Source organism: Acidobacteriota bacterium (genome assembly GCA_012517875.1).
GTDB lineage: Bacteria > Acidobacteriota > JAAYUB01 > JAAYUB01 > JAAYUB01 > JAAYUB01.
This window is the reverse complement of sequence record JAAYUB010000145.1, coordinates 22,610-43,672: the sequence shown is the minus strand read 5'-3', so window position 1 is coordinate 43,672 and position 21,063 is coordinate 22,610. Positions and strand designations below refer to the sequence as shown.

Below are 21,063 nucleotides of genomic sequence, written 5' to 3'. Positions count from 1 at the left end.
CCGGCCAGGCGAACCCCTCGGGGCGCGGTCCGAGATCCAGCTCTTCCACCCGCTCCGACAGGTAATCCAGGAACGGGGTCAGCACGAGTCCCGCCACGCCGTAGATGCAGATGACGCCCAGCGCGATCAGGAACAGGGCGACGAACGCCACGCCGGCCAGCCACATGCCGGTGAGGAGCATGTCGCCAAAACCGACCCCCACCGGCCGTTCCCAGAATATCCCCATCAGTTCCGGGGACCAGATCAGCGCCGCTGCCACCACGAGCAGGACCAGAACCATGTTGATGGCTGCCGGGACGACGATCTGCAGCAACAGCCGGGGATGGGTGAACAGGAGGCGCAGGCCGCGCCACGGCGCCCCGAAGCCGTACAGGAAGCGGCGCAGCGCCCCGCGGTCCAGCGGATCGGTGGATTCCGGACGCGGAACCGGTACGGGGGCTGGAGCGTGAGTTGGTGCGTGCATAGTCACGGCTGTTTCCCGGTCGATTGTAGACGGCCCGGCTCCGGGGATCAAGACCCTCCCGCTACGGGAAACCCTTGGCGTCATCCGGCGCATCCCGTATAATTCGGCCATGGTGCGTACTCCGCCGAATCAGGATCCAGCGGCATGACCACCGGCCGGCCGCGACCGGACGCTCCGCCGCCGGAAACTCGTCGGACCGAGACGCTGGGCGACCGGCTGTTCCGGCGTGTGGGCGCGCCGCTCATCGCCGGTTATATCCGGGCGCTGGCGGCCACCCAGCGGCTGCGGATCGAGGGGCTGGATCAGTTTGATGCGGCCAAGGCGTCCGGACGGCCCATCGTGTTCGCGTTCTGGCACGAGGATTTGTTCAATGTCGAGATCGTCAACCTGCGGCGCGGGCCGAAGGGCCGCGTGGCCGTCATGATCAGCCGCTCCCGCGACGGCGAGATGCTGACCCGGGTGATGGAGCGCCTGGGACTGGTGGCGGTCCGGGGGTCGTCCAGCCGCGGGGCGGTGGGCGGGCTCGTTGAGTTGAAGCACTGGCTGGCCATACCGTCCGATCCGCACCCCCACTGCGCTGCGCTGGCCCTGGATGGGCCCCGGGGACCCCGCCGCGTGGGGAAGCCGGGTGCGGCCCTGCTGGCGCGGCGCGCCAGGGCAATGGTGGTCGTGCTGGGGTTCGACCCGCGGCCGCGGATAACCTTCAACTCGTGGGATCGGACCCGCCTGCCATGGCCGTTCAGCCGGTTCATTGTCCGGGCGGCGCTCCTGGACACGCGCGACTGGGGGGAGGATGACACGGCCAACCTGGCGCTGATGACAGCACACCTGGAGCCGGCGGAACCGGCCGGCGGACCAAGGCACGACCGCGCAAGCTGAAGCGGGAGCGTGGCATCATGGAGGCCATCGGGGCCGGCGCGCGGAGGTCCGGCCGCCGCGGTCGTGGTCAACGCGACGGAATTGTACACCCACGCCATCGTCCGGACGGTCAATCCTGATTGTGGCTTCCGGTCGGTGCCGCTGAGAGGGGAATACTACAGATTCAATTGTTGCCGCCGCACCGACTCTGGCTCAACGGGCTGGACGTCGATCCGGTTTCCCAGCTCCTGCGCCTGGGCGACGAGCGCCTCAGCATGGCGGGCATTCACCTGACGCCCCCGTTCGGGCTGGATCGTGACGGCCGCGTAGCGGTGGGCGACACGGTCACCGTCGGCCCGAAATTCGGTCCGGCCGCCGGTCCTGAGGATGATGAGAAGAATCGGCGGCCGACCGGGCACTTTCTGGAACAGGCCGGACGTTATGTCCCGATCCTCCGGTTGGAAGACCTTGAAATGGATTTCACCGGGATCATGGTCCGCCTGCCGGTCGAACGGGATTTCATCATCCGGCGCGACCCGCGGCACGGCGATTGTATCCATCTTCTCGGGATCGACTCCCCCGGCCTGACGTGTTCGCTGGCCATCGCCCGCCGGGTGCCCGGCCTCCTGACGGGATCGAACGGCTCACGGTCGGCGGCGTCGGGCTGTGGGACAGCCGGCAGGGCGACGGAGTTCACGGGGAGACGGTTCAATGCTTCGGGCCGGCCTTGGCCACGCCGGCGGGGCACCGGGCCTTGTATTTCTTGAAATTCTCCGCGAACCGGAAGGCCAAGGCGCGGCAGCACTTCGCGTACGCATCCTTGCTGCGCCAGGCGCGCTCGGGGTGCAACAGATCCTCGGGCACGTTGGGGCAGGCGATGGGGACGGAGAATCCGAACACGGAATCCTTGCAATACTTGACCTTGTCGAGCGCGCCGTCGAGGGCCGCTTGCAGCAGGGCGCGGGAGTGGTGGAGACCGATGCGCTTGCCCGAGCCGAACCGGCCCACCCAGCCGGTGTTCAGCAGCCAGCAGTTGATGCCGTGGCGGGTGATCTTGCGCAGCAGCAGGTCGGCGTAGACGCCGGGCGGCAGAACCATGGACGGGGCGCCGAAGCAGGGGCTGAAGACGACTTCCGGCTCCGCGCCTTTGCCGGACTTGGGGGTGTTGATTCGGGCCGAATACCCGGAGATGAACTGGTAGACCGCCTGCTCGGGGGTGAGCCGGGCGATGGGCGGCATGACGCCCGAGGCGTCGCCGATGAGCATCACGACGTGCCGGGGGTGGCCGGCCGGCGGCTCGGCCACTGCCTGGTCGACGAACGCCAGAGGGCAGGCGCAGCGCGCGTTGTCGGTGCGGGACACGTCGCTGAGGTCGGGAATCCGGCTCAGCGGATCGTATGCGACATTCTCCAGGATGCTGCCGAACCGGCGGGTGGCGGGGTGGAGCTGCGGCGCGTCGGCCGCGGTGAGAGCGGCCACCCGGGCATAGCAGCCGTTCTCCAGGTTGAAGATCCCCTCGTCGCTCCAGCCGTGCGCGTCGTCGCCGAGCAGGCGGCGGCGCGGGTCGGCGGCCAGCGTGGTCTTGCCGGTGCCCGGCAGGCCGAAGAGCAGCGCCGGATCCCCTTCGGGGCCGACGTTGGCCGCGCAGTTCAGGGTCAGGACGCCGTCCAGGGGCAGCGTGTAGTTCAGGTAAGTGATGACCGCCCGTTTGATCTCGCCGGCATAGGCCGTGTTGCCGATGAGGGCCAGCCTCTGGCCGAGGCTCAGGGCGACGAAGGTCTGCGACGCGGCACCGTCGATCTCCGGCGAACCCTGGAACGAGGGGATGCACAGGACGGTGAAGTCGGGTGCAAAGTCTCGCTGCGCGTCGAGCGTATCGGCGGGGCGGAACAGGTGACGGGCGAACAGGCTGTGCCAGGCCAGCTCGGTGATCACGCGGACAGCCAGGCGGCGACCGGGATCAGCGCCCGCATAGACGTCCTGGACGAACACGTCCCGGTCCATCAGGTAGGCGTGAAGCCGGTTCAGGAGACCGCTGAATTTCGCCGGGCTGAACGGCCGGTTGTGCTGGCCCCAGCCAACGTGCTCTTCGGTGGACGCTTCGCGGGTGATGAACGCGTCGTTGGGCGACTGGTCCGTGTGCCGGCCGGTGTCCACCAGGACAGGCCCGTCGGCGGCCAGCCGTCCTTCGCCGCGGAACACGATCTCTTCGCACAGCGCCGGGACCGGCAGATTCCAGTAGACCCGGTTGAGCTTGGGGAACCCCTGGTGCTTCAGAGTGAAGGAGCTGGCCCGCTCCTGGGCAACGCTCTGCGCCGGCGTTTTGATCTCAAGGAAGTGCTTCATGACCAGTCTTTGACGATTTTTCGGTCACCGATATACAGCTCGCTCGGCGCGTTGGGATCCAGAGCCCATTTGATCCGTTCGACGCCTTCGGTGACGTCCTTGACGGAGCCGCAGTAGCTCAGGCGAAGGTGGCCCTCCATGCCGAACTCGCGCCCGGGCACGGTCACGACCAGGACCTTCTCCAGCAGGAAACTGGACAACTCCACCGAGTTGCGGTTGAAGGCGGAAAAATCGGGCAGGCAGTAGAACGTTCCTTCGGGCTTGATCAGGCGGACGCCGTCGAACGCGTCGAACTCCCTGGCCATCACGTCACGGTTGTTCTGGAGCGTCAAGCGGAGGCTTTCAACGCAACTCTGGGAACCGGTCAGGGCGCCCACGGAGGCGTGCTGGGAGATGGTAGCGGGGCACGACGTGGTCTGTCCCTGCACGTTGATCATCACCGAGACGATCGCGCGTGGCGCGATGGTCCAGCCGATGCGGAAGCCGGTCATGGCGTACAGCTTCGAGACGCCGTTGATCACGATGACTTTGGAGCTTTCCAAGTCCTCCTTGGCCCACTGGTAGGCGTTGGCGGCCCGCTTCCTGTCGAACACCAGCTGATGGTAGATGTCGTCCATGATGACGTAGATGTTCTTTTTCTCGCAGAACTGGACGATCTGGGCGATCAACTCCTCGGAGTAGACGGCGCCGGAAGGGTTGTTGGGGCTGTTGATGATGATGGCTTTCGTGTAGGCCGTCACCGCGCGGGTGATCTCGTCGAAGCGGGGCTCGAAGCCGCCGTCTTCCGGCTTGACGATCACGGGGACGCCGTACACCATCTTGACCATGTCCGGATAGCTGACCCAGTAGGGTGCCAGGATGATCACCTCGTCCTGCGGGTTGAGCAGGGTGAACAGCAGCACGGAGAGCGACTGCTTAGCGCCGCCGGATACGATGACGTTCTCGGGCGCGACGGTCCGGCTGTAATGCTGTTCGGTGTAACCGATGATCGCCCGCTTGAGCTCCGGAATCCCGCTGGTGGGCGTGTACCGCACTTCACCGGTGTTGAGCTGGGCGACAGACGCGCGGATGGCCTCGACGGGCACCTTGCTTTTTGGCTCACCGGCGCCGAGATGGATCACCGGTTCCCCCTTCGCTTGGAGTACCCGGGCGGCCTGGTTCAGTTTCAGGGTCGGCGACTCGGCGATGGAACGGGCCAATTGACTGATGCTCATGATCGACAGGTCCTCCTCGAACTGCCGCGGAACCGGTCGGTTGGAATCAGCCGATCCGGCCCGCCATGATGGGGAAAGAGTCTTTCATGTTATACCCCGCCCGAAGGGTGTGTCAACCGCACAATGGGCAATTGTTTAACAATATTGGAAAAGCACCATCTTGATTCCCATATTTTTCTTGCAGGTATACCTAAGAATCTGTTAGATTTAATCTGACACACTTTATTGTGTGTCGTGTATTCTGACTGAGGGTGTGCACGCATGAAGATCAAAACGCTGGCTGTGTGTATCTTGTTGGTGGCAACTGGGGCCGCGTGGGCCGCTGACAGCCCGGGCGATTCCATGACTGTCGGCCGGTACACCGAGCTGCTGGTCCCCGCACTGGGGCTGGAGAGCCGGCTTCCCCCCACTTACAAGGACCTGGGCGCCGCCGAAGCCTGCCAGGTGAGGCGGAGCGTTCTGGTCGCCCACGGCCTTGAGGCTTTCACCCGCGCCGATTGCTCCCAGTGCGTCACTCGTTGCCTGCTGGCGGAGGTGACCTTCGAGCTGGTGCGGCGGCAGTACAACTTCACGGCCGTCACGTGCGAGGACAAGATCCGTCTCCTGGCCGAGGCGGGCCTGATGACCGCCGGCGAGCCCGGAGAGTGCCTGCCGGCCAACGACGTGCTCCGGTTGATGCAGTTGCCCGCGTTCACCGCCGCGGTGGCCGCCTACGCCGCGGGCAAGCCCATGGGCACCCAGCCGAACGACCTGCTGACGGACCCCTTCGGCAATTACCGGCTGAAGAATGTCACCGAAGAGACCGCCAGCCCCGTTTATCCTTCCCGGAAAAAGTGAGTCGGTTTGGGAACCGACAGAGTCGATCACACGGAGGTTGCGCGCGTGAGACGGATATTCATCGGACTGATCATGGGCTTGGCACTGATGCTGGCAGGCGTGGTTACCGCCGCGACACCCGCCAAGGGCTTCAAGCTGAGCGTGGCGGTGATGCCCCAGTACGACGACAACGTGTACTACAGCCCGGACGGTACCGAGGTCAGCACGTGGGTGTTCACCATCGCGCCGGAACTGGAGTGGAGCAAGGAGGGGGCCCGGTCGTTCTTCAACATCGGCTACCGCGGCCAGGGCGACCTCTACCTGGACACCGAGTCCGAAATTCCCGGCCAGGAACTGGACAGCTCCGATATCTACAACAACTATCTCAAGTTCAACTTCGGCTACCGGCTCAGCGACCACGTGCTGTTCCGCCTGCGGGACAATCTGGACAACACGAACCGCCCCGATTTCCGTCTCGTCGACGAGATGGTGTATGGCCGGTTCATCCAGAACAACCTGCTGGCGGACGTGATCTTCAAGACCACCGATCACGTGGAACTCTCCGTGGGCTACGGCAATACCATCATCGATTACTACCGTGACGATGACAGCGCCGATCACGATTTCATCAACTCCCGGGGACACCAGTTCAATGCGGGGTTGTACTACCACTTCAACACCCGCACCAAGGCCGGTTTCATCTACCGGTACTATGACCGCAACTTCCCCGACGCGGATTACATGGATTACACCGACAACACCTTCGGCGGCGTCATCGAACGGCAGTTTTCCGACGCCTGGAGCCTGAATGGCGAAATCGGCGCCCAGGATCGCGACGTCGATGGCGGCACCTGGAGCAGCGGCACCAACCTGTACTACAACTTCGGCGTCCAGATGCAGCGCGAGCGATCCGGCCTGAACGTGACCGTGGGCCGGGAGCGCAGCCAGGCGCCCAACTACAGCGCGGATTTCTATACGGATTACTATCTGCAGGGCCGGGGCAACTGGCTGATGACCGCTCGGGACAACCTGTTCCTGGAGTTCGGCCTGCGCTGGAACGATTTTGAGGTCCTGTCCGCTGACGACCTGGCCGACAACCGCGAGGACGACTACCAGTTCATCGGCGTCGGCTATGCCCGCCAGATGCAGGACCGCTGGTTCATCGAATCCCACTACCGGTTCATGAACCGCAACTCCAGCAACGCCGATTACGAGTTCGGCATGAACGTGTTCTCGGTGGGCGTCCGGTACACGATTTTCTAGACACCGGGAGGACGGTCCGGGAGCTCGCCGGGTGCCGCTGCGCCCGATGTCCCCAGTGGCGGATGTATGGTGACATCATTTCCACGATTGTATGGAGTCGTCACGGCCGCCGGATGCGCGCTGGCGTGGATCGTCGCGGCGGCGTGGGCGAGTGCTGCTGAAACGTATCATCTCGGTATCGGCGACGTGCTGAAAATTGAGGTCGTGGGTGAAGCCGATCTGACCGGGGTGTTTCCTGTCAGCCCGCGCGGCACGGTCACCCTCAAGCTGGCCGGCGAGATCGAAGTGGGGGGGCTGACTCTCACCGAGGCCCGGGACAAGCTCCGGGCGGTGCTCGAGCGGGACTACCTGCTGAATCCCACCGTCAAGGTCGACATTCAGGAGTACAAGAGTAAAAAGATCCTGGTGCTGGGCGAGGTGCGCAAGCCCGGCGAATACTTCCTCCGGCAGGATGCGACCAACATCTTGGAGATCCTGTCGCTTGTCGGCGGGATGACCGAAAACGCCGCGTCGGACGCCATCCTGTTCCGGCGGGCCGCCGAGCAGCCGGCTGGCGGGGAAGGGCGCACGAAGTACACGATCAGTCTCCAGGACGTGCTCAGCGGCCGGCAGGATCCGGACGCCCTGCCCATCCTGCCCGATGACATCATCAATGTGCCGTCCCGCAAATCCGACACGCAGTCCTACCAGGTCTACATCGAGGGGAAGGTGAAATCACCGGGGGCCTACGACTTCCGGCCGGGCATGACCGTGTACGAGTTGTGCCTGATGGCCGGCGGCTTCCTGCCCTTCGCGGCGGAGAACCGCGCCGAGGTGATCCGATTGGACGGCGAGACAGTCACTCGGCTCAAGATCAACATCAAGAAAATCAAGAAAGGCGAAATCCATGATGTCCCCCTGGTCCCGGGGGACAAGGTCATTGTCCCGGAAAGCTGGTTCTAAGCGGATCGCGGCATGAAACGGCACTGGCGCTCCACCGCGGCACGGGGAACCGCGCTGGTCATTCTGCTGACGGCGCCGCTGTACTTCGGCGGCGTGACCCCGGGTTACACCCTGCTGGCGACGGGCCTGCTGGCGGCGGCTGCCGCCCTGGCGTTCGCGCCTTTCGGACGGGCGGTGGAAGTGGCTTGCCCGCGGCGCCTGGCACTGGCGGTCTGCCTGACCGTCGGGGCGCTCGCGGCCGCCGGCCTGTTCAGCGAGTACCGGCGGATGTCGCTGGAGAGCTTTCTGTACTGGTCGGGCCTGGGACTGGTCTTCTTCCTGAGCGCGGCCCTGTTCAACGACCTGCGGCAGTGGCGTCGGCTGGCTGTCGGGCTGGTAGCGCTGGCGGCCGCCATCGCCCTGTGGGGTCTGCTGAACTGGCTCCTCGACGTGCACCAGGTGTGGGGCGTGGCGGTCGGGCTCGATCGGGGGGGGGCGCACGGCACCTTCATTAACCGCAACCATTTCGCCGGCTACCTGACGCTGCTCTTCCCGTTCGGACTGATCCTGTATTTGCGCGCCCGGTCGCTGTCCGGGAAGATCGTGCTGGCAGTGGCCAACTGCCTGATCGCGGCGGGCGTGGCCTTCTCTCTGTCACGCGGCGCCTGGCTGGGGCTGCTCGCCTCGGTGGGGGTAATGGGATTGCTGCAGTTGGACCTGCAGTCCCACCGCGGCCGGGTATTCCGGCTCGGTGTACTACTCTTTGTGATCATCGGCGGCGTGCTGATTCAGCTGGGCCTGGAGCCGCTGGATTGGCGGCTGGGCCAGTCGTCCACCGAAGCCCAGCTGGTCAGCATCGGCGGTCGTGTGGCGATCTGGCGGTCGGCGCTGGCCATGTTCCTGGCTCACCCCGTTTTGGGCTGCGGTCCGGGCACTTTCGGTTGGATGTTTCCCCTGTATCGCGCACCGGGAGCCAACAGCCAGGCTTGGTTTGCACACAGCGACTATCTGCAGGTGCTGGCTGAAGCCGGGTTGGTGGGCGCCGCGGCGGTCGTCGGCCTTGTTGCCGTGCTGGCCGGACTCCTGCTGTCCGGCATGCGCACGGCCCGCCGGCCGATGAAGCAGAGCCTGTTTCTAGCCACCCAGGGGGCGCTCGTGGCCGTCCTCGTCGAGGTGTCATTCGATTTTCACATGCACATCCTGGCTTGCGCCTATACGCTGGCGGCATTGCTGGGCGCCGCCGTGGCGAACCGGTCGGGCGAGACGGTCCGGCTGCCTGCGGTTTGCTTCGCGCCGGCCCTGCTCCTCGTGCCTGCGGCCGCATGGCTCGGACTGGCCAATCTGAAGTTGGAGGAGAGCCGCCTGCTGGCCGTGCTGGAGCGGGAGACGCCGTCGGTGGAGGCGCTTGCCGTCGCGCGGCGCGTGGATCCTGACAACGCCGAGGCACATTTCGAATGGGGCGAGCGCTGGGCGCTACGGGCGCGGTTCGGGCTGAACCGCAGCCGCGCCTTCGAGCCGGCGTGGCAGGGCTACCTGGACGCCCTCCGCGCGTTTCCGCTCGACGGCCGCGCCTGGCTCCGGGCCGGGATGCTGGCGGAGGCCGCGGCCGCACTGCACCGCGCGCCGCTCGGCGGCGCCGAGATGGCGCCGGTGCTGAACCGCCTGGCGGCCATGGAGCGGCAACGGGATCCGCGCCGCGGCGGCGACCTCGATCCGTGGCGCTACTACTGGCGGGCCCTGGAGCTGGATCCGAACAATCCGTATTTCCACGACATCGCCGCGATCCACTTCCTGCGCCGCGGCGATCGGGCTGCGGCCGAACGGCACATGGAGCGCGCCGTGGCCCTCCTGCCGGATCTCGGTTACCACCAGCCGCTCCAGCCGTTCTTCGGTGAGGCGGCCTTTCGGGAACTGGCCCGGCGCGGCTTGCGGTCCGCCCTGCAGTGGGCGCCGGATCCCACCGGGATTCACCTGACCCTGGGGCTCTGGGCGCTCGACGCGGGACGGCCGGACGAGGCCGCCGGCCACCTTAACATGCTGGAAGGGCGCGGCCCGTCCGACGATCCGCGCCGGACTGCTCTGGCGGCCGGCTTGGCCATCGGGCAGAATCGCGACGCCGAGGCGGTGGCGCTCTGGCTGGCGTACGGCGATGCACAGGCGTGGTCGGCGGGCGCCGCCAACCAGGCTTACGAATTTTTCGATCGGCCGGAACGGGTGGGTGCCCGGGAACGGTTTCTGGCCGCCCTAACCGGCCGATCCGGCGCGTATCCCCGCGTGGCGCTGCTCTCCGCGCAGGCCGCGGAGGCACGCGGCGATGTCACCGGCGCCATTCAGGCGCTGGAATCGTACCGGGGCCGGTTCCCGGACGATGTCGACGCGCTGAACCGACTCTATCGGTTGTACACCCGCAGCGGCGACCGCGTCCGGGCCGAGGAGACTCTGCGCCGGGTGATCCGGCTCCGGCCGGAAGAGCCGAACCTGTACCTGGAACTGGGCCGGGTGCTCGTGGCGCAGGACCTCGTGGAGCAGGCGGTGCCCGAGCTGGAGATGGCGGTGCGGCAGTTTCCCGACAACACCGCGCTGCTTGAATACCTGGCCCTCCTTTACGAACATAAGGGCCGGTTCGCGCTGGCTGCGGGCGTGTACCAGCGACTGGCCGGCCTCCGGCCGTCCGACCGGGCGCTTCAGCTCAGGATCTGCCGCAGTTATCTGTTGGCCGGCGACCGGGACAGGGCTCGGCAGTGCTACACGGCATTGCTGGCGGCGGAACCGGGCAACGAAGCGGCGCGGCGGGAGCTGGATGCGTTACGATAGGCCGCGCGCGGAGGGGGCGGCGGCTCAGCTTTCGTCGGTCCGGCGGTAGTAGTCGCTGTAGTAGTAGTATTCGTCCACGTACGATTCCCGCCGGATGTTGACCCCGTTGAGCACCACGCCGAAAATCTTGCCGCTGTTGGCGCGGAGGCGTTCCACCGTGCTCTGGATCAGCTTGCGGGGCAGCTTGCCGTAGCGGACGACGTACACGATCCCGTCCACGTGGGGCGACAGGGTGTTCGAGTCGCTGACCATGGCCGACGGCGGCGAGTCGATGACGACGGTGTGGAAATGCTTGCGCAGCATGTCCAGCATGCTGAAGAGTCGCTCCGAAGCGAGGATCTCGTCGGGTTCGGGGGAGCGGGAACCGGCGGTCAACACGTATAGCCCGTCGGCGGGGCCTTTCACGATGCCGTAGCGATCGTGGAATTTCGCCACGCTGCCGATGGGCACCGCCAGGTCGTCCGCCAGCGATTTTTCCGCCTCCAGCCGCTGGAGGATCTCGGGATGGAAGAAGAGGTCCTCCCGTTCCTCGAAGCGGTACGTGCCGGCGGTGGCGGGGAGCAGGCGGTGGAAGGTGGCGGTGAACTGGTGCCGGAGCGCTTCGATCACCGGTTCCAGTTCCACGGCGCCGATGTCGTACAGATACTCGCCCAACCGCTGGCGGCGCCGCGCCGCCTCCTGGAGGGCGTCGGCCAGCCGCGCCTCGGGGAAGCCGAATTTGTTCACCAGCAGGCGGCCGAGGCGGTCGTGCTCCTCGCGCTGCGAGGAGCTCACCAGGGCGATCCGCCCCTTGACCAGGACGATCTCGTAATGGCTGTCGGGTGTCTCGATGGTGAGGCAGCCGCTGTGGCCGAGATGGATCAGCAGGTAGATCAGATCGCTCAGCGGGATGCTGTCGAGTGAGCCGCTGAGTGGGATGCAGGTGAACGGATCCACCATCAGGTCGGTGAACCCTTGGCGGTTGTCGATCCCGAGGGCCGCGTGCACCTTGGGCCGGCGCAGGTCCAAATCCACGAGGAGCACGTCCTTGCCTTCACGGGCGAAGGAAAGCGCCAGATTGACGGCAACGGTGGTTTTCCCCTCGCCGGAACCGGTGCTGGTGATCATCATCAGCGTGTGCCTTCGGTTCAGCGTGGCGATGGTCAGGTTGGTCTTGAGGAACCGGAATGCTTCCTGGAACGTGCCGGGAATCGACGGCTCGGTGACCAGCGGGACAGTGGCGCCCGCCAGCTCCTTGTCGTTGAGCTGGCCGATCATGGCGATGGTGGGCAGCTTGAGCAGGTGCTTGATCTGGTCGGTATTCCGCAGCGTCTGGTCCAGGTATTCCAGGCCGAACGCCAGACCGACGCCGGTCAGCAGGCCCAGCAGCAAGCCCAGCAGCAGGTTGACGCCCTTGCGGGGGGAGATCGGATCCACCGGCCGGACGGGTTGTTCGACGACCTGGATCGAGCTCTCGCGGGACGACTTGGTGATGTCCAGCTCCTTGATTTTGTTCAGCAGCGTCTCATAGAGCGTCTTGTTCGAATCGAGCTCGTCCTTGAACTTTTTGTACTGCAGCGCCACCGAGGAATCCTTGATGGCGATGGACTCGTTTTCACGGATGGCCCGGGCCAGCTCGTTTTCCTTGGCGATCAGGGCGTCGCGCTCGGCGCGCTTGCTGCGGAGATGGGTGTCGAGCTCGCCGCGGAACTTGGTCACCAGCGACTGCAGCATGCTCTCCTTCTTCGTCACCTCCGGGTGCTGAGGCCGATAGCGTTTCTGCAGGTCCTGCAGCTGGAACTGGACGTTCAGAATCTCCAGCTTGAGTTGGTTCAGGGCGGCGTTCTTGTCCAGCAGAGGCGCTTGCAGCAGGCGGGCGAGATCGCTCTCCTGGGAGACGCCCTGCAGGGTTTCCAGGTCCGCCTCCACCTCGGCCCGACGGATCTTCGTGTCGGTGTAATTGAGTTTGAGGTCGGACAGCCCCTCTAGAGTGATCTCCTTCTTCTCCTGGAGGGAGGAGATGCCGGTGCGCTGGATGAAGGCCAGGTAGTCCTCTTCCGATTCGCGCAGCGTTTTCTTCAGCGTGACCAGCTGGTCGGTGTAGATGTTCATCATCCGGCGGATTTCGTCGAAGCGGGTCTCGAGGATGAAATCCTCATACGCCTTGGCGATAGTGTCCGTGGCCATGAAGGCGACCGACGGGTTCGAATGCTTGATGGTGATGTCAGCCAGGTTGGTGTCCTTGACCGGCTCGATGGTGACACCCGCGCACAGGGAGGCCACCATGGCATCGAACTCCTGCTGGCTGTGCGAGCCGGTGGGCGCCGCAGCCTCGGGCTGTGACAGGCCGAAGAAATGGGTGAGCCCGGAGAAGAAACGGGCGGTGCCGGAAGAGCGTTCGCCCGGCGGTTCAGCTTGCTCCATGATCCGGGCTTTGCGCACCACCCGCTCGAGGATGGCGGGGCTGCGCAGGATTTCGAACTGGGTGTTCAGGTCACGTTCCTTTGTCCACCAGTCGGAAACGTAGGCGTACTGGGTAAGCAGCACCTGGGGCACCGAGCGGACCTCGATCCGGACGGTGGCGCTGTAGATGGGTGTCCGCGATTCGTTGAAGATGAGAGCCAGGAACGCCCCGGCCAGGACGCAGGCCAGGATCAGCAGGCGGTTTTTCTTGATGAGGGTCAGGTATTCCTGAATGTCGAAGGATTCGGTTTTCAGTTCGTCCATCACGGCTCCCGGAGCTTTGATATATCACAAGAATCAAGCGTTTGCAATGTGTTAGAATGTGCCGTCGCCGCTCCGTCGACGGAACGGCGGGAGGGGCGAGTGGCGGACGACGGATTGAATGATCGCGGCATCGCCTATTCCCGGCAGGTGGGACGGGAGCGGCCGTTCCGGCTGGAGGCGCGCTTCCAGCCGCAGGGCGACCAGGAGCAGGCGTTCCAGAAGCTGACGGCCGGCCTGCGGGCGGGCGCCCGGCACCAGGTGCTGCTGGGGGTCACCGGCAGCGGCAAGACGTACTCCATGGCCCGGGTGATCGAGGCCATGGGGCGGCCGGCGCTGGTGCTGGCCCACAACAAGACGCTGGCCGCCCAGCTCTACCAGGAGTTCCGGCGTTTCTTCCCCGACAACGCGGTGGAGTATTTCGTCAGCTACTACGACTACTACCAGCCGGAAGCCTACATCCCGGCCACCGACACCTACATCGAGAAAGAGGTCCAGATCAACGAGGAGATCGACCGGCTGCGCCACTCGGCCACGCGCAGCCTGTTCGAGCGCCGCGACTGCATCATCGTGGCGAGCGTGAGCTGCATTTACGGCCTCGGCTCACCCGAGGCCTACTACGGCATGGTCCTGTTCCTGGAGAAGGGGAAAACCATCCACCGCCGCGAGCTCCTGCTCAAGCTGGTGGAACTTCAGTATACCCGCAACGACGTGGCGCCGGAGGCAGGCAATTTCCGGGTGCGGGGCGATGTGATCGACATCCATCCACCCTACGGCGAGGGCCTGATCCGGGTGGAGCTGTTCGGCGACGAGATCGAAGCGCTGGCGATGGTGGATCCGCTGACCGGCCGGACGCTGTCGCAGCACGAGCGCCTGCCGGTCTATCCCAAAAGCCATTACGTCATCCCCCGTGCCCAGTGGGACCGGGCCGTGGCCAGCATCAAGAGCGAGCTGCAGGGCTGCGAATCGCGCCTGCTCGGCGAGGGAAAGCTGCTGGAGCACCAGCGCCTGCACGAGCGCACCATGTATGACCTGGAGATGATCAAGGAACTGGGATACTGCCGGGGCATCGAGAACTTCTCGCGCCACCTCACCGCACGCCAGCCCGGCGAACCGCCGCCGACCCTGCTGGACTACCTGCCGTCCGACCACCTCATCTTCGTGGACGAGTCGCACGTGACCATTCCCCAGGTGCGGGGCATGTACCACGGGGACCGGACCCGCAAGCTCACCCTGGTGGAGCACGGGTTCCGCCTGCCGTCGGCGCTGGACAACCGCCCGCTCAACTTCGAGGAATTCGAGAACCGCGTCCACCAGGTGGTGTACGTGTCGGCCACGCCGGGGCCCTATGAGCTCCAGCAGGCCGCCGGGCGGGTGGTGGAGCAGATCGTGCGGCCCACCGGCCTGCTCGATCCGGTCATTCACGTCCGGCCGGTGAAGGGGCAGATCGACGACCTGTATGCCGAGGTCCGCCGCCGGGCCGAGGCGGGCGAGCGGACCCTTGTGACCACGCTGACGAAGAAGATGGCCGAGGATCTCACCGACTACCTCCGCGAGCTGGGTGTCCGGGTGGCCTACCTCCACTCGGAGATCGAGACGCTGGACCGGATGAAAATCCTGCGGGACCTGCGCCTCGGGGTGCACGACGTGCTGGTGGGCATCAACCTGCTGCGGGAGGGGCTGGACCTGCCCGAGGTATCGCTGGTGGCGGTGCTGGACGCCGACCAGGAGGGCTTCCTCCGGTCCGCCACCGCGCTGATCCAGACCATGGGCCGGGCGGCGCGCCACCTCAGCGGCACGGTCATCCTGTACGCGGACGCCGTCACCGACTCCATGGCCACGGCGATGCGGGAAACCCAGCGCCGCCGCGAGATCCAGGAGGCATTCAACCGCGCCCACGGCATCACCCCCCAGAGCATCGTCAAGCCGCTGGACGAGGAACTCGTGCGGGTGTGCGAGGCCGACTACGTGGATCTCACCCGGGAGCTGCCCGCGACGAAGACCTACCGGACGACCGCTGACCTCGAGCGGGACATCGCCGCCACCCGCCAGCGGATGATCGAAGCCGCCGGCGCGCAGGAATTCGAACGGGCGGCGGCGTTGCGCGACCGGATGCGGGAGCTGCAGGAGCTGCTGCTGGCGATGCTGGGCGAGGAGGAATAGGGGGCGGCCCGTTCGGGCGCCGCCCCCCGGTGAACGATCAATTGGCGGGTTTTTGGAACAACGCAGGATTCGGGGTCGGATTCAGTTCCAGCGCCTGGATGGCGCCGCTGGCGACTTTCTTGCCGTTGAAATATGTCTCGCTGTCCCGGGGGAGGGTCAGGCCGGCCAACTCGACGGGGTTGCTGAAGAGCTGGATGAATTGTCCGGGTTCGTTGTTGTAGTTGCCGGCGTAGGCCAGCCCGGCGAGCATGCCCGTGTCCGGATCGGCATACACGCGGAAGCCCTTCCCCTCACCGAGGGGGATGTAGATCGACTCGTAGCTCCGGCCCATCACATCGGCGCGACCGGCGTAGACAGCCTGAGCACCCTCCACTCGTGAGTGCTTCAGGAATACCAGCGGCGAGTGCGCGATGGATTCCATGACCTCCTCGATCTCGGCAGCCGACAGGTCCTTGATTCCCTGGGGCATCTGCATCCAGCCGGCTTTGCCGTCGAACGCGCGAACGATCGTGGCGATGGGGCTGGCCATCTTCACGTAGAGTTGATCGGGAAGGAAGGTGTAGCTGTCGACGTCGAAGGTGAAACTCATCTGGGGTGCCAGCTGGAGCGTGGACTGCTGCTGCAGGTGCATGCCCGCGAGCGTGTCCAGCTTGTCGGTGGCCTTCATGGCGTCGATCATCCGGCTCAGCAGCACCTGGCCCCTGGCCAGGGAAGCGGGGGTGGCGGCGGGGGCCGCGTCCGCCGCGGCGGCCGGCGCCGGGATGGCGATATCCAACTCCTGCACCTCACCGAACGCGGACAGCGGCTTGACGAACTGGTCGGGATTGCCCACCACCAGGATGGTCAGCTTGTCCGGGTGCAGATAGGCGTTGGCCACGCGGCGCACATCGGCGGCGGTCACCCCGGCAATGCGCTTCTGGAACGTCTGCATGAAATCGGGCGGGAAGCCGAAGTAGTCCAGCGACATCATCCGGGTGAGGACGTCGAACGTGGATTCATATTTGAATACGTAACTATTGAGGAACGCTTCACGGGCGAGGGTGAGCTCGGCGTCGGAGACCGGGGTGTTGCGGATCCGGTTGATCTCGCCGATGATGATGTTGATCATGTCGACCGTCGATTCGGATTTGGTTGAGGTGCCCACCACGAACTGTCCCAGGTAGCCGCGCTCGAAGGCGATCCCGCCCTGGATGCCGTAGGTCAGTCCGTGCTCTGTCCGGGCGATCTGCATGAGCCGGGAGAGGAAGCCGCTGGTGCCGAAGATGCTGTTCATCATCTCGACGGCGAAGTAGTCGGGATTGTCCATGCGGAGGCCGATATGCCCCAGGCGGATGTTGGACTGGTTGACATCCTTCTTGACCACCAGCCGAACCGACGGGGCCGGCGTGACGCGCACTTCCGGGAAGACACCCACGACCGGGCCGGCGTTCGACCAGGTGCCGAAGCGCTCGCTGAGCCACGCCTTCATCGTCTCTGTCTGAAAGTCGCCCCAGACGCCGATGGCGACGCCGCCGGGTTGCACGAACTGCCGGTGGAAGCTGACCACAGCGTCGCGGGTCATGGCGTCCACGTCGGCGTATTCGGTCTGCCGCGCGTACGGGCTGTCGGCGCCGTAGACCAGGCGGGTAAACTCGCGCGAGGCGATCTGACTCGGATCGTCGTTGCGGCGGGAAATGGCGCTGCGCATCTGCACCTTGATCAGGTCCAGCTTGTCCTGTGCCAGCGCAGGCCGGCGCAGCATGTCGTCCACAACTCCGAGCACAGTCTCGGCGTCCTTGGCCAAGCAGGAACCGGAGATGGAGGCCGAATCGGCGTCGGCGCCCGCGCGGATGACGGCGCCCATGTCGTTGAGCATCTGGTCGAGCTCGTCACCGGTCTTGCCGGGGATGCCGCCGGTGCGAATGAGTTCCATCGTCGCACCGCACAAGCCGGCCATGTTCCGGGGATCGAAGGCCGACCCGGTCCGGATGAGCACCTGGAACTGGACCATGGGCAGACCGTGGTCTTCCATCATGTAGAGCTTGAGACCCGACGGGAGGGCCCCCGTGGTGACGGGTGGCGCTTTGATCTCCCGCAGCGACGGATACTGGAACTTGCGTTCCTTGGCCGCGACACCGGCGGACAAACCGAGGACCAAAACGAGTATCAGCACGATCCATTGGGTGTTCTTGTTCATGTTTCTCTCCATCTGTGTCTTGAGCCGCTCAATTCTGCGCCTGGGCGTGGACGATGGTGCCCACCGTCAGGTTGCTGGTCACGAAGCACTCCTGGGCGACCCGCTGGATGTCGGCCGGGGTGACTTTCTGGATCTTGTCGATGGCGGTGAACAGGTTGCGCCAGTCGCCGGTCATGACCTGATAGTAGGCCAACTGGAGCGCCACTCCGCCGTTCGACATGAGCTGCCGGTAGAGGTTGACTGTCGCCTTGGTCTGGACGGCAGCGAGTTCTTCCGCCGACACCGGCTCGTTCTTGATCCGCTCCAGCTCGGCGATGATGCCCTTCTCCATCTCCTCGTTGGTGTGATTCTGGTTGGGAATGCCGAAGAAGAGGAACAGGTTGGGATACTTGGTGCCCGGGAAACCCGGGAACGCGCCGACGAAGAGGGCGGACTTCTCCTCCTTGACCATCTTCTTGTGCAGGCGCGAGGAGTTGCCACCGGCCAGGATGTCCTGGATGGCGTCGTAGACCGCCGAATCGGGGTGCCGGATGTCGGGCTTGTGGTAGCACAGCACCACGACCGGCTGAGACGGATCCTGCATGGAGATCCGCTTCTCGGCCATCTGTTTCGGTTCCTCGGTGACCGCCCGGCCGCTCATTTCGCCTTCCGGGATGGGGCTGAAGTACTTTTCGGCCAGCGCCTTGATCTCGGTGGGGTAGACGTCGCCCACCACCGCGACGGTGATGTTCCGGCCCACGTAATATTGCTTGTGGAACGCCATGGCTTCGGTGGCGCTGGCGGCGGCAAGGTCCGACATGTGCCCCACGGTGGGTTCCTTGTACGGGTGGGCCTTGAAGGCCGTGGTCTGGATCTCCTCGATGAGCCGCCCGATGGGGTTGCTCTCGGTGCGTTGCCGGCGCTCCTCCATGATGACCAGTTTTTCCTTGTAAAACTCGCGCGGGACGGGGCGGAGCAGGCGCTCGGATTCCAGCCAGGCCCATAATTCCACCTTGTTCGACGGCAGGTTGATGAAGTACATGGTGGCGTCCATGCCCGTTCCGGCGTTGGTGTTGACGCCGCCGTTCTTCTCGAGGATGGTGACGAACTCGTTGTTCACGACGTACTGGTCGGCTTGCTTCTGCAGGACGTCCATCCGGGCGTTCAACTGTTCCAGCCGCTGGGCGTCGGGGCCGGTCACTTTCCGTTTCTCGGCCAGGATCTGGCGGAAGACCGTCTCCATCTCGTCCAGCACTTTCTTCTCCTCGGCGTAGTTCGTCGTGCCGATCTCCGGTGTGCCCTTGAAGGCGAGGTGCTCGAAGAAATGCGCCAAACCGGTGGCGCCGACATTTTCGTTGGAAGCGCCCACATCCACGTAGGTGACAAAGGACGCCACCGGTGCTTCGTGACGTTCCACGATGAGGAATTGGATGCCGTTGGGCAGACGGAATTCGGTGACCTTGCGCGCCATGTCCTGTTGCACGGTCGCCGGTGCAGCCCCGGCGAGCAGCACCAGGATCAGGGCCAGGCCGAGTGCGCTGTTTCGGAACCTCATTGCATTCTCCTTGCTGGGATATTGTTGGGGTATTGTTTGCGGTCGCCTTGAATGACAACGCATTATATACGCGATCGCTGTGAAAATGTTTCATTTTAGTGCTATGATGCGGCAGCGCGGCGCCCGTCCGACTCGCGACGGCACGGTTCGGTCGGACCCGATCGAAGGGGGCTGTGGGCCATGACGGCGACGGAAACCCTGATTGTACGGACTACCAACTGGCTGGGAGACACGGTGATGGCCCTGCCGGCGCTGCGCGAGTTGCGCCGGCTCCGGCCGGCCGCCCGGCTGGTGGTGGCGGCACGGGCGGGGGTGGCCGGTTTCTACCGCTGGGCGCCCGAGGTGGACGAGGTCATCACCCTGCCTTCCGAAGCCGGCCGGACCCGGCGGCGGGCTTTCCTGGGCGGGTGTCGCGAGATCCGCCGCCGGCGTCCGTCGCTGTACGTCTGCCTGCCCAATTCGTTCGAATCCGCCCTGATGGGGCGGATCGCCGGGGTGCCGGAACGGGCGGGGTACCGCACCGAGGGGCGGGGTTTCCTCCTGACGCACGGTGCCGCGGTTCCCACCGAGCTGCACCGGCGGCACCAGGTATATTACTATCTCCACCTGTTGCATGCCGTCGGCCTGTCGCCCGTTGATTATCTCCGCGATCCGGAGTTCAAGCCCGACCTGCGGTTGCGACGGACGCCGGCGATGGAGGCCGTCAGCCGGCGCTTCTTCGAGGCGGAGGGTATCGGTGCCGACGGGCCCGTGATGGGCGTGCACGCGGGCGCCTTTTACGGTTCGGCCAAGCGGTGGTTTCCCGAACGCTTCGCCGCGCTCATCCGGGAGCTGCGATCCGACCTGCCGCTGACCGTCGTGTTGTTCGGATCACCCGCGGAGCAGCCACTCGCGGACGCGATCGCCGCGGCCGTCGGCGGCGACCGCCTCCACAACCTGTGCGGCCGGACCACCCTGGACGAACTGGTCCCGCTGATCGGCAGTTGCCATCTGTTTGTGTCCAACGACTCGGGGCCGATGCACGTGGCCGCGGCATTCCAGATCCCGCAGCTGGCGCTGTTCGGGTCCACCGACCCAGTGGCCACCGGACCGTTTTCCCCGCGGGCGGTGGTGGTAAAGAAACCGGTGGAATGCAGCCCCTGCTTTCTCCGGGAATGCCCGCTGGACCTGCGCTGCTTCAAGGCGATCACCGTGGAGGAGGTGGTCCGGCGCGGCCGCGAACTCATTTACAGGGAATATTCCTCCGACAAATAGTTGTCGGCCAGCCGCACGAGCTGGTCGTCGCCCAGCCGGGCCAGCACCCGGCCGGTGATCGCATGGACGGTCCGCTCCTCGTCTTCCTTTTCGATCTCGGGCGTGTCGAAGGGCCGGGCGTGGTGGAACCGCGCGATGTGCACCAGCTCATGGGCGAGGATGTAGAGCAGCAGGTGCCGGAAGGAGACCTCCGGATGCCCGCTCAGGTGAAGGAGGATGTTGCCGTCGAAGAGCACGATGGTGTAGCCGGCATCGGGCGCGGCACCACCGCCGGCCGGCGGTCGCTCGGAGTGCTTCTGGATTTCGCCGAACACGTTGGCCGGCCGCGGCGGGAATCCGTCGGGGAGGTCGCCGGCGGTCATGAGCGTGTAGCTGTAGTGGAACCACTCGCGGGGTGAGAACCGGTAAAACTCCTCGAGGCAGCGCTCGGCGACCGCCAGGCAGTCATAGACCATGGCGCGTTGGTCGGGCGTGAAGCGCGCGGTGCCACCGGAGTGGGAGGCCGAGTGGTCGTCTCGGACGCGGTTCATGCGGTCCG

Annotated in this window: 15 protein-coding genes; 8 read left to right on the top strand and 7 right to left on the bottom strand. The window is 65.4% G+C overall.

Features of this window, described 5'->3' with window-relative positions:
• Positions 1 to 463 (bottom strand): hypothetical protein (locus tag GX414_14830; GenBank protein ID NLI48375.1); only part of this gene is annotated, 463 nt, incomplete at its 3' end.
• Positions 464 to 607: 144 nt separating this feature from the next.
• Between GX414_14830 and GX414_14825 the strand changes: the two genes are divergently transcribed.
• Complete coding sequence (locus GX414_14825; protein NLI48374.1) at positions 608 to 1,342, top strand: DUF374 domain-containing protein; 735 nt, start codon at positions 608 to 610, stop codon at positions 1,340 to 1,342.
• Between the two features lie 170 nt (positions 1,343 to 1,512).
• Entirely contained in the window at positions 1,513 to 2,088 is a 576-nt protein-coding gene (locus GX414_14820) for an FAD-binding oxidoreductase (GenBank protein NLI48373.1), read from the top strand.
• Here the strand turns inward: GX414_14820 and GX414_14815 are convergent.
• Positions 2,030 to 3,667, bottom strand: coding sequence for a phosphoenolpyruvate carboxykinase (ATP) (locus GX414_14815; GenBank protein NLI48372.1), 1,638 nt, complete (start codon positions 3,665 to 3,667; stop codon positions 2,030 to 2,032). The genes GX414_14820 and GX414_14815 overlap by 59 nt on opposite strands.
• Complete coding sequence (locus tag GX414_14810; GenBank protein NLI48371.1) at positions 3,664 to 4,881, bottom strand: pyridoxal phosphate-dependent aminotransferase; 1,218 nt, start codon at positions 4,879 to 4,881, stop codon at positions 3,664 to 3,666. The genes GX414_14815 and GX414_14810 overlap by 4 nt, the downstream gene beginning before the upstream one ends.
• Before the next feature lie 261 nt (positions 4,882 to 5,142).
• On the opposite strand from GX414_14810, the gene GX414_14805 reads away from it, so the two are divergent.
• From GX414_14805 to GX414_14790, 4 genes are all read left to right on the top strand, one after another.
• Positions 5,143 to 5,718: a hypothetical protein gene (locus GX414_14805; GenBank protein NLI48370.1), complete on the top strand. Its 576-nt coding sequence runs from the start codon at positions 5,143 to 5,145 to the stop codon at positions 5,716 to 5,718.
• A 45-nt stretch (positions 5,719 to 5,763) separates the two neighbouring features.
• Positions 5,764 to 6,960 (top strand): phospholipase A, encoded by a 1,197-nt coding sequence (locus GX414_14800; protein NLI48369.1) that lies wholly within the window; start codon positions 5,764 to 5,766, stop codon positions 6,958 to 6,960.
• A 66-nt stretch (positions 6,961 to 7,026) separates the two neighbouring features.
• On the top strand, positions 7,027 to 7,902 hold the full coding sequence (locus GX414_14795) for a hypothetical protein (protein ID NLI48368.1): 876 nt from the start codon (positions 7,027 to 7,029) through the stop codon (positions 7,900 to 7,902).
• Positions 7,903 to 7,914: 12 nt separating this feature from the next.
• A complete protein-coding gene (locus tag GX414_14790) occupies positions 7,915 to 10,695 on the top strand; it encodes a tetratricopeptide repeat protein (GenBank protein NLI48367.1) in 2,781 nt (926 codons plus the stop codon).
• A gap of 24 nt (positions 10,696 to 10,719) precedes the next feature.
• Here GX414_14790 and GX414_14785 read toward each other — a convergent pair whose 3' ends face one another.
• Complete coding sequence (locus GX414_14785; protein ID NLI48366.1) at positions 10,720 to 13,401, bottom strand: DUF4388 domain-containing protein; 2,682 nt, start codon at positions 13,399 to 13,401, stop codon at positions 10,720 to 10,722.
• Positions 13,402 to 13,548: 147 nt separating this feature from the next.
• On the opposite strand from GX414_14785, the gene uvrB reads away from it, so the two are divergent.
• Entirely contained in the window at positions 13,549 to 15,561 is a 2,013-nt protein-coding gene (gene uvrB, locus GX414_14780; protein ID NLI48365.1) for an excinuclease ABC subunit UvrB, read from the top strand.
• A gap of 37 nt (positions 15,562 to 15,598) precedes the next feature.
• Here uvrB and GX414_14775 read toward each other — a convergent pair whose 3' ends face one another.
• Complete coding sequence (locus GX414_14775) at positions 15,599 to 17,737, bottom strand: insulinase family protein (GenBank protein ID NLI48364.1); 2,139 nt, start codon at positions 17,735 to 17,737, stop codon at positions 15,599 to 15,601.
• A gap of 28 nt (positions 17,738 to 17,765) precedes the next feature.
• On the bottom strand, positions 17,766 to 19,271 hold the full coding sequence (locus GX414_14770; protein NLI48363.1) for an insulinase family protein: 1,506 nt from the start codon (positions 19,269 to 19,271) through the stop codon (positions 17,766 to 17,768).
• Between the two features lie 180 nt (positions 19,272 to 19,451).
• Here GX414_14770 and waaF point away from each other — a divergent pair, with 180 nt between their 5' ends.
• Positions 19,452 to 20,525: a lipopolysaccharide heptosyltransferase II gene (waaF, locus tag GX414_14765; protein ID NLI48362.1), complete on the top strand. Its 1,074-nt coding sequence runs from the start codon at positions 19,452 to 19,454 to the stop codon at positions 20,523 to 20,525.
• Here the strand turns inward: waaF and GX414_14760 are convergent.
• Complete coding sequence (locus tag GX414_14760; GenBank protein NLI48361.1) at positions 20,498 to 21,055, bottom strand: hypothetical protein; 558 nt, start codon at positions 21,053 to 21,055, stop codon at positions 20,498 to 20,500. The two genes, waaF and GX414_14760, sit on opposite strands and share 28 nt — an antisense overlap.
• Between the last annotated feature and the right edge of the window lie 8 nt (positions 21,056 to 21,063).

What these genes read in the sequence shown, in the direction of transcription:
- GX414_14795 (NLI48368.1), top strand. Translation starts at nt 7,027, where the DNA reads ATGGTGACATCATTTCCACGATTGTATGGAGTCGTCACGGCCGCCGGA.
- GX414_14810 (NLI48371.1), bottom strand. Translation starts at nt 4,881, where the DNA reads ATGAGCATCAGTCAATTGGCCCGTTCCATCGCCGAGTCGCCGACCCTG.
- GX414_14775 (NLI48364.1), bottom strand. Translation starts at nt 17,737, where the DNA reads ATGAACAAGAACACCCAATGGATCGTGCTGATACTCGTTTTGGTCCTC.
- GX414_14790 (NLI48367.1), top strand. Translation starts at nt 7,915, where the DNA reads ATGAAACGGCACTGGCGCTCCACCGCGGCACGGGGAACCGCGCTGGTC.
- GX414_14785 (NLI48366.1), bottom strand. Translation starts at nt 13,401, where the DNA reads ATGGACGAACTGAAAACCGAATCCTTCGACATTCAGGAATACCTGACC.
- GX414_14825 (NLI48374.1), top strand. Translation starts at nt 608, where the DNA reads ATGACCACCGGCCGGCCGCGACCGGACGCTCCGCCGCCGGAAACTCGT.
- GX414_14770 (NLI48363.1), bottom strand. Translation starts at nt 19,271, where the DNA reads ATGAGGTTCCGAAACAGCGCACTCGGCCTGGCCCTGATCCTGGTGCTG.
- GX414_14815 (NLI48372.1), bottom strand. Translation starts at nt 3,667, where the DNA reads ATGAAGCACTTCCTTGAGATCAAAACGCCGGCGCAGAGCGTTGCCCAG.
- GX414_14760 (NLI48361.1), bottom strand. Translation starts at nt 21,055, where the DNA reads ATGAACCGCGTCCGAGACGACCACTCGGCCTCCCACTCCGGTGGCACC.
- GX414_14805 (NLI48370.1), top strand. Translation starts at nt 5,143, where the DNA reads ATGAAGATCAAAACGCTGGCTGTGTGTATCTTGTTGGTGGCAACTGGG.
- waaF (NLI48362.1), top strand. Translation starts at nt 19,452, where the DNA reads ATGACGGCGACGGAAACCCTGATTGTACGGACTACCAACTGGCTGGGA.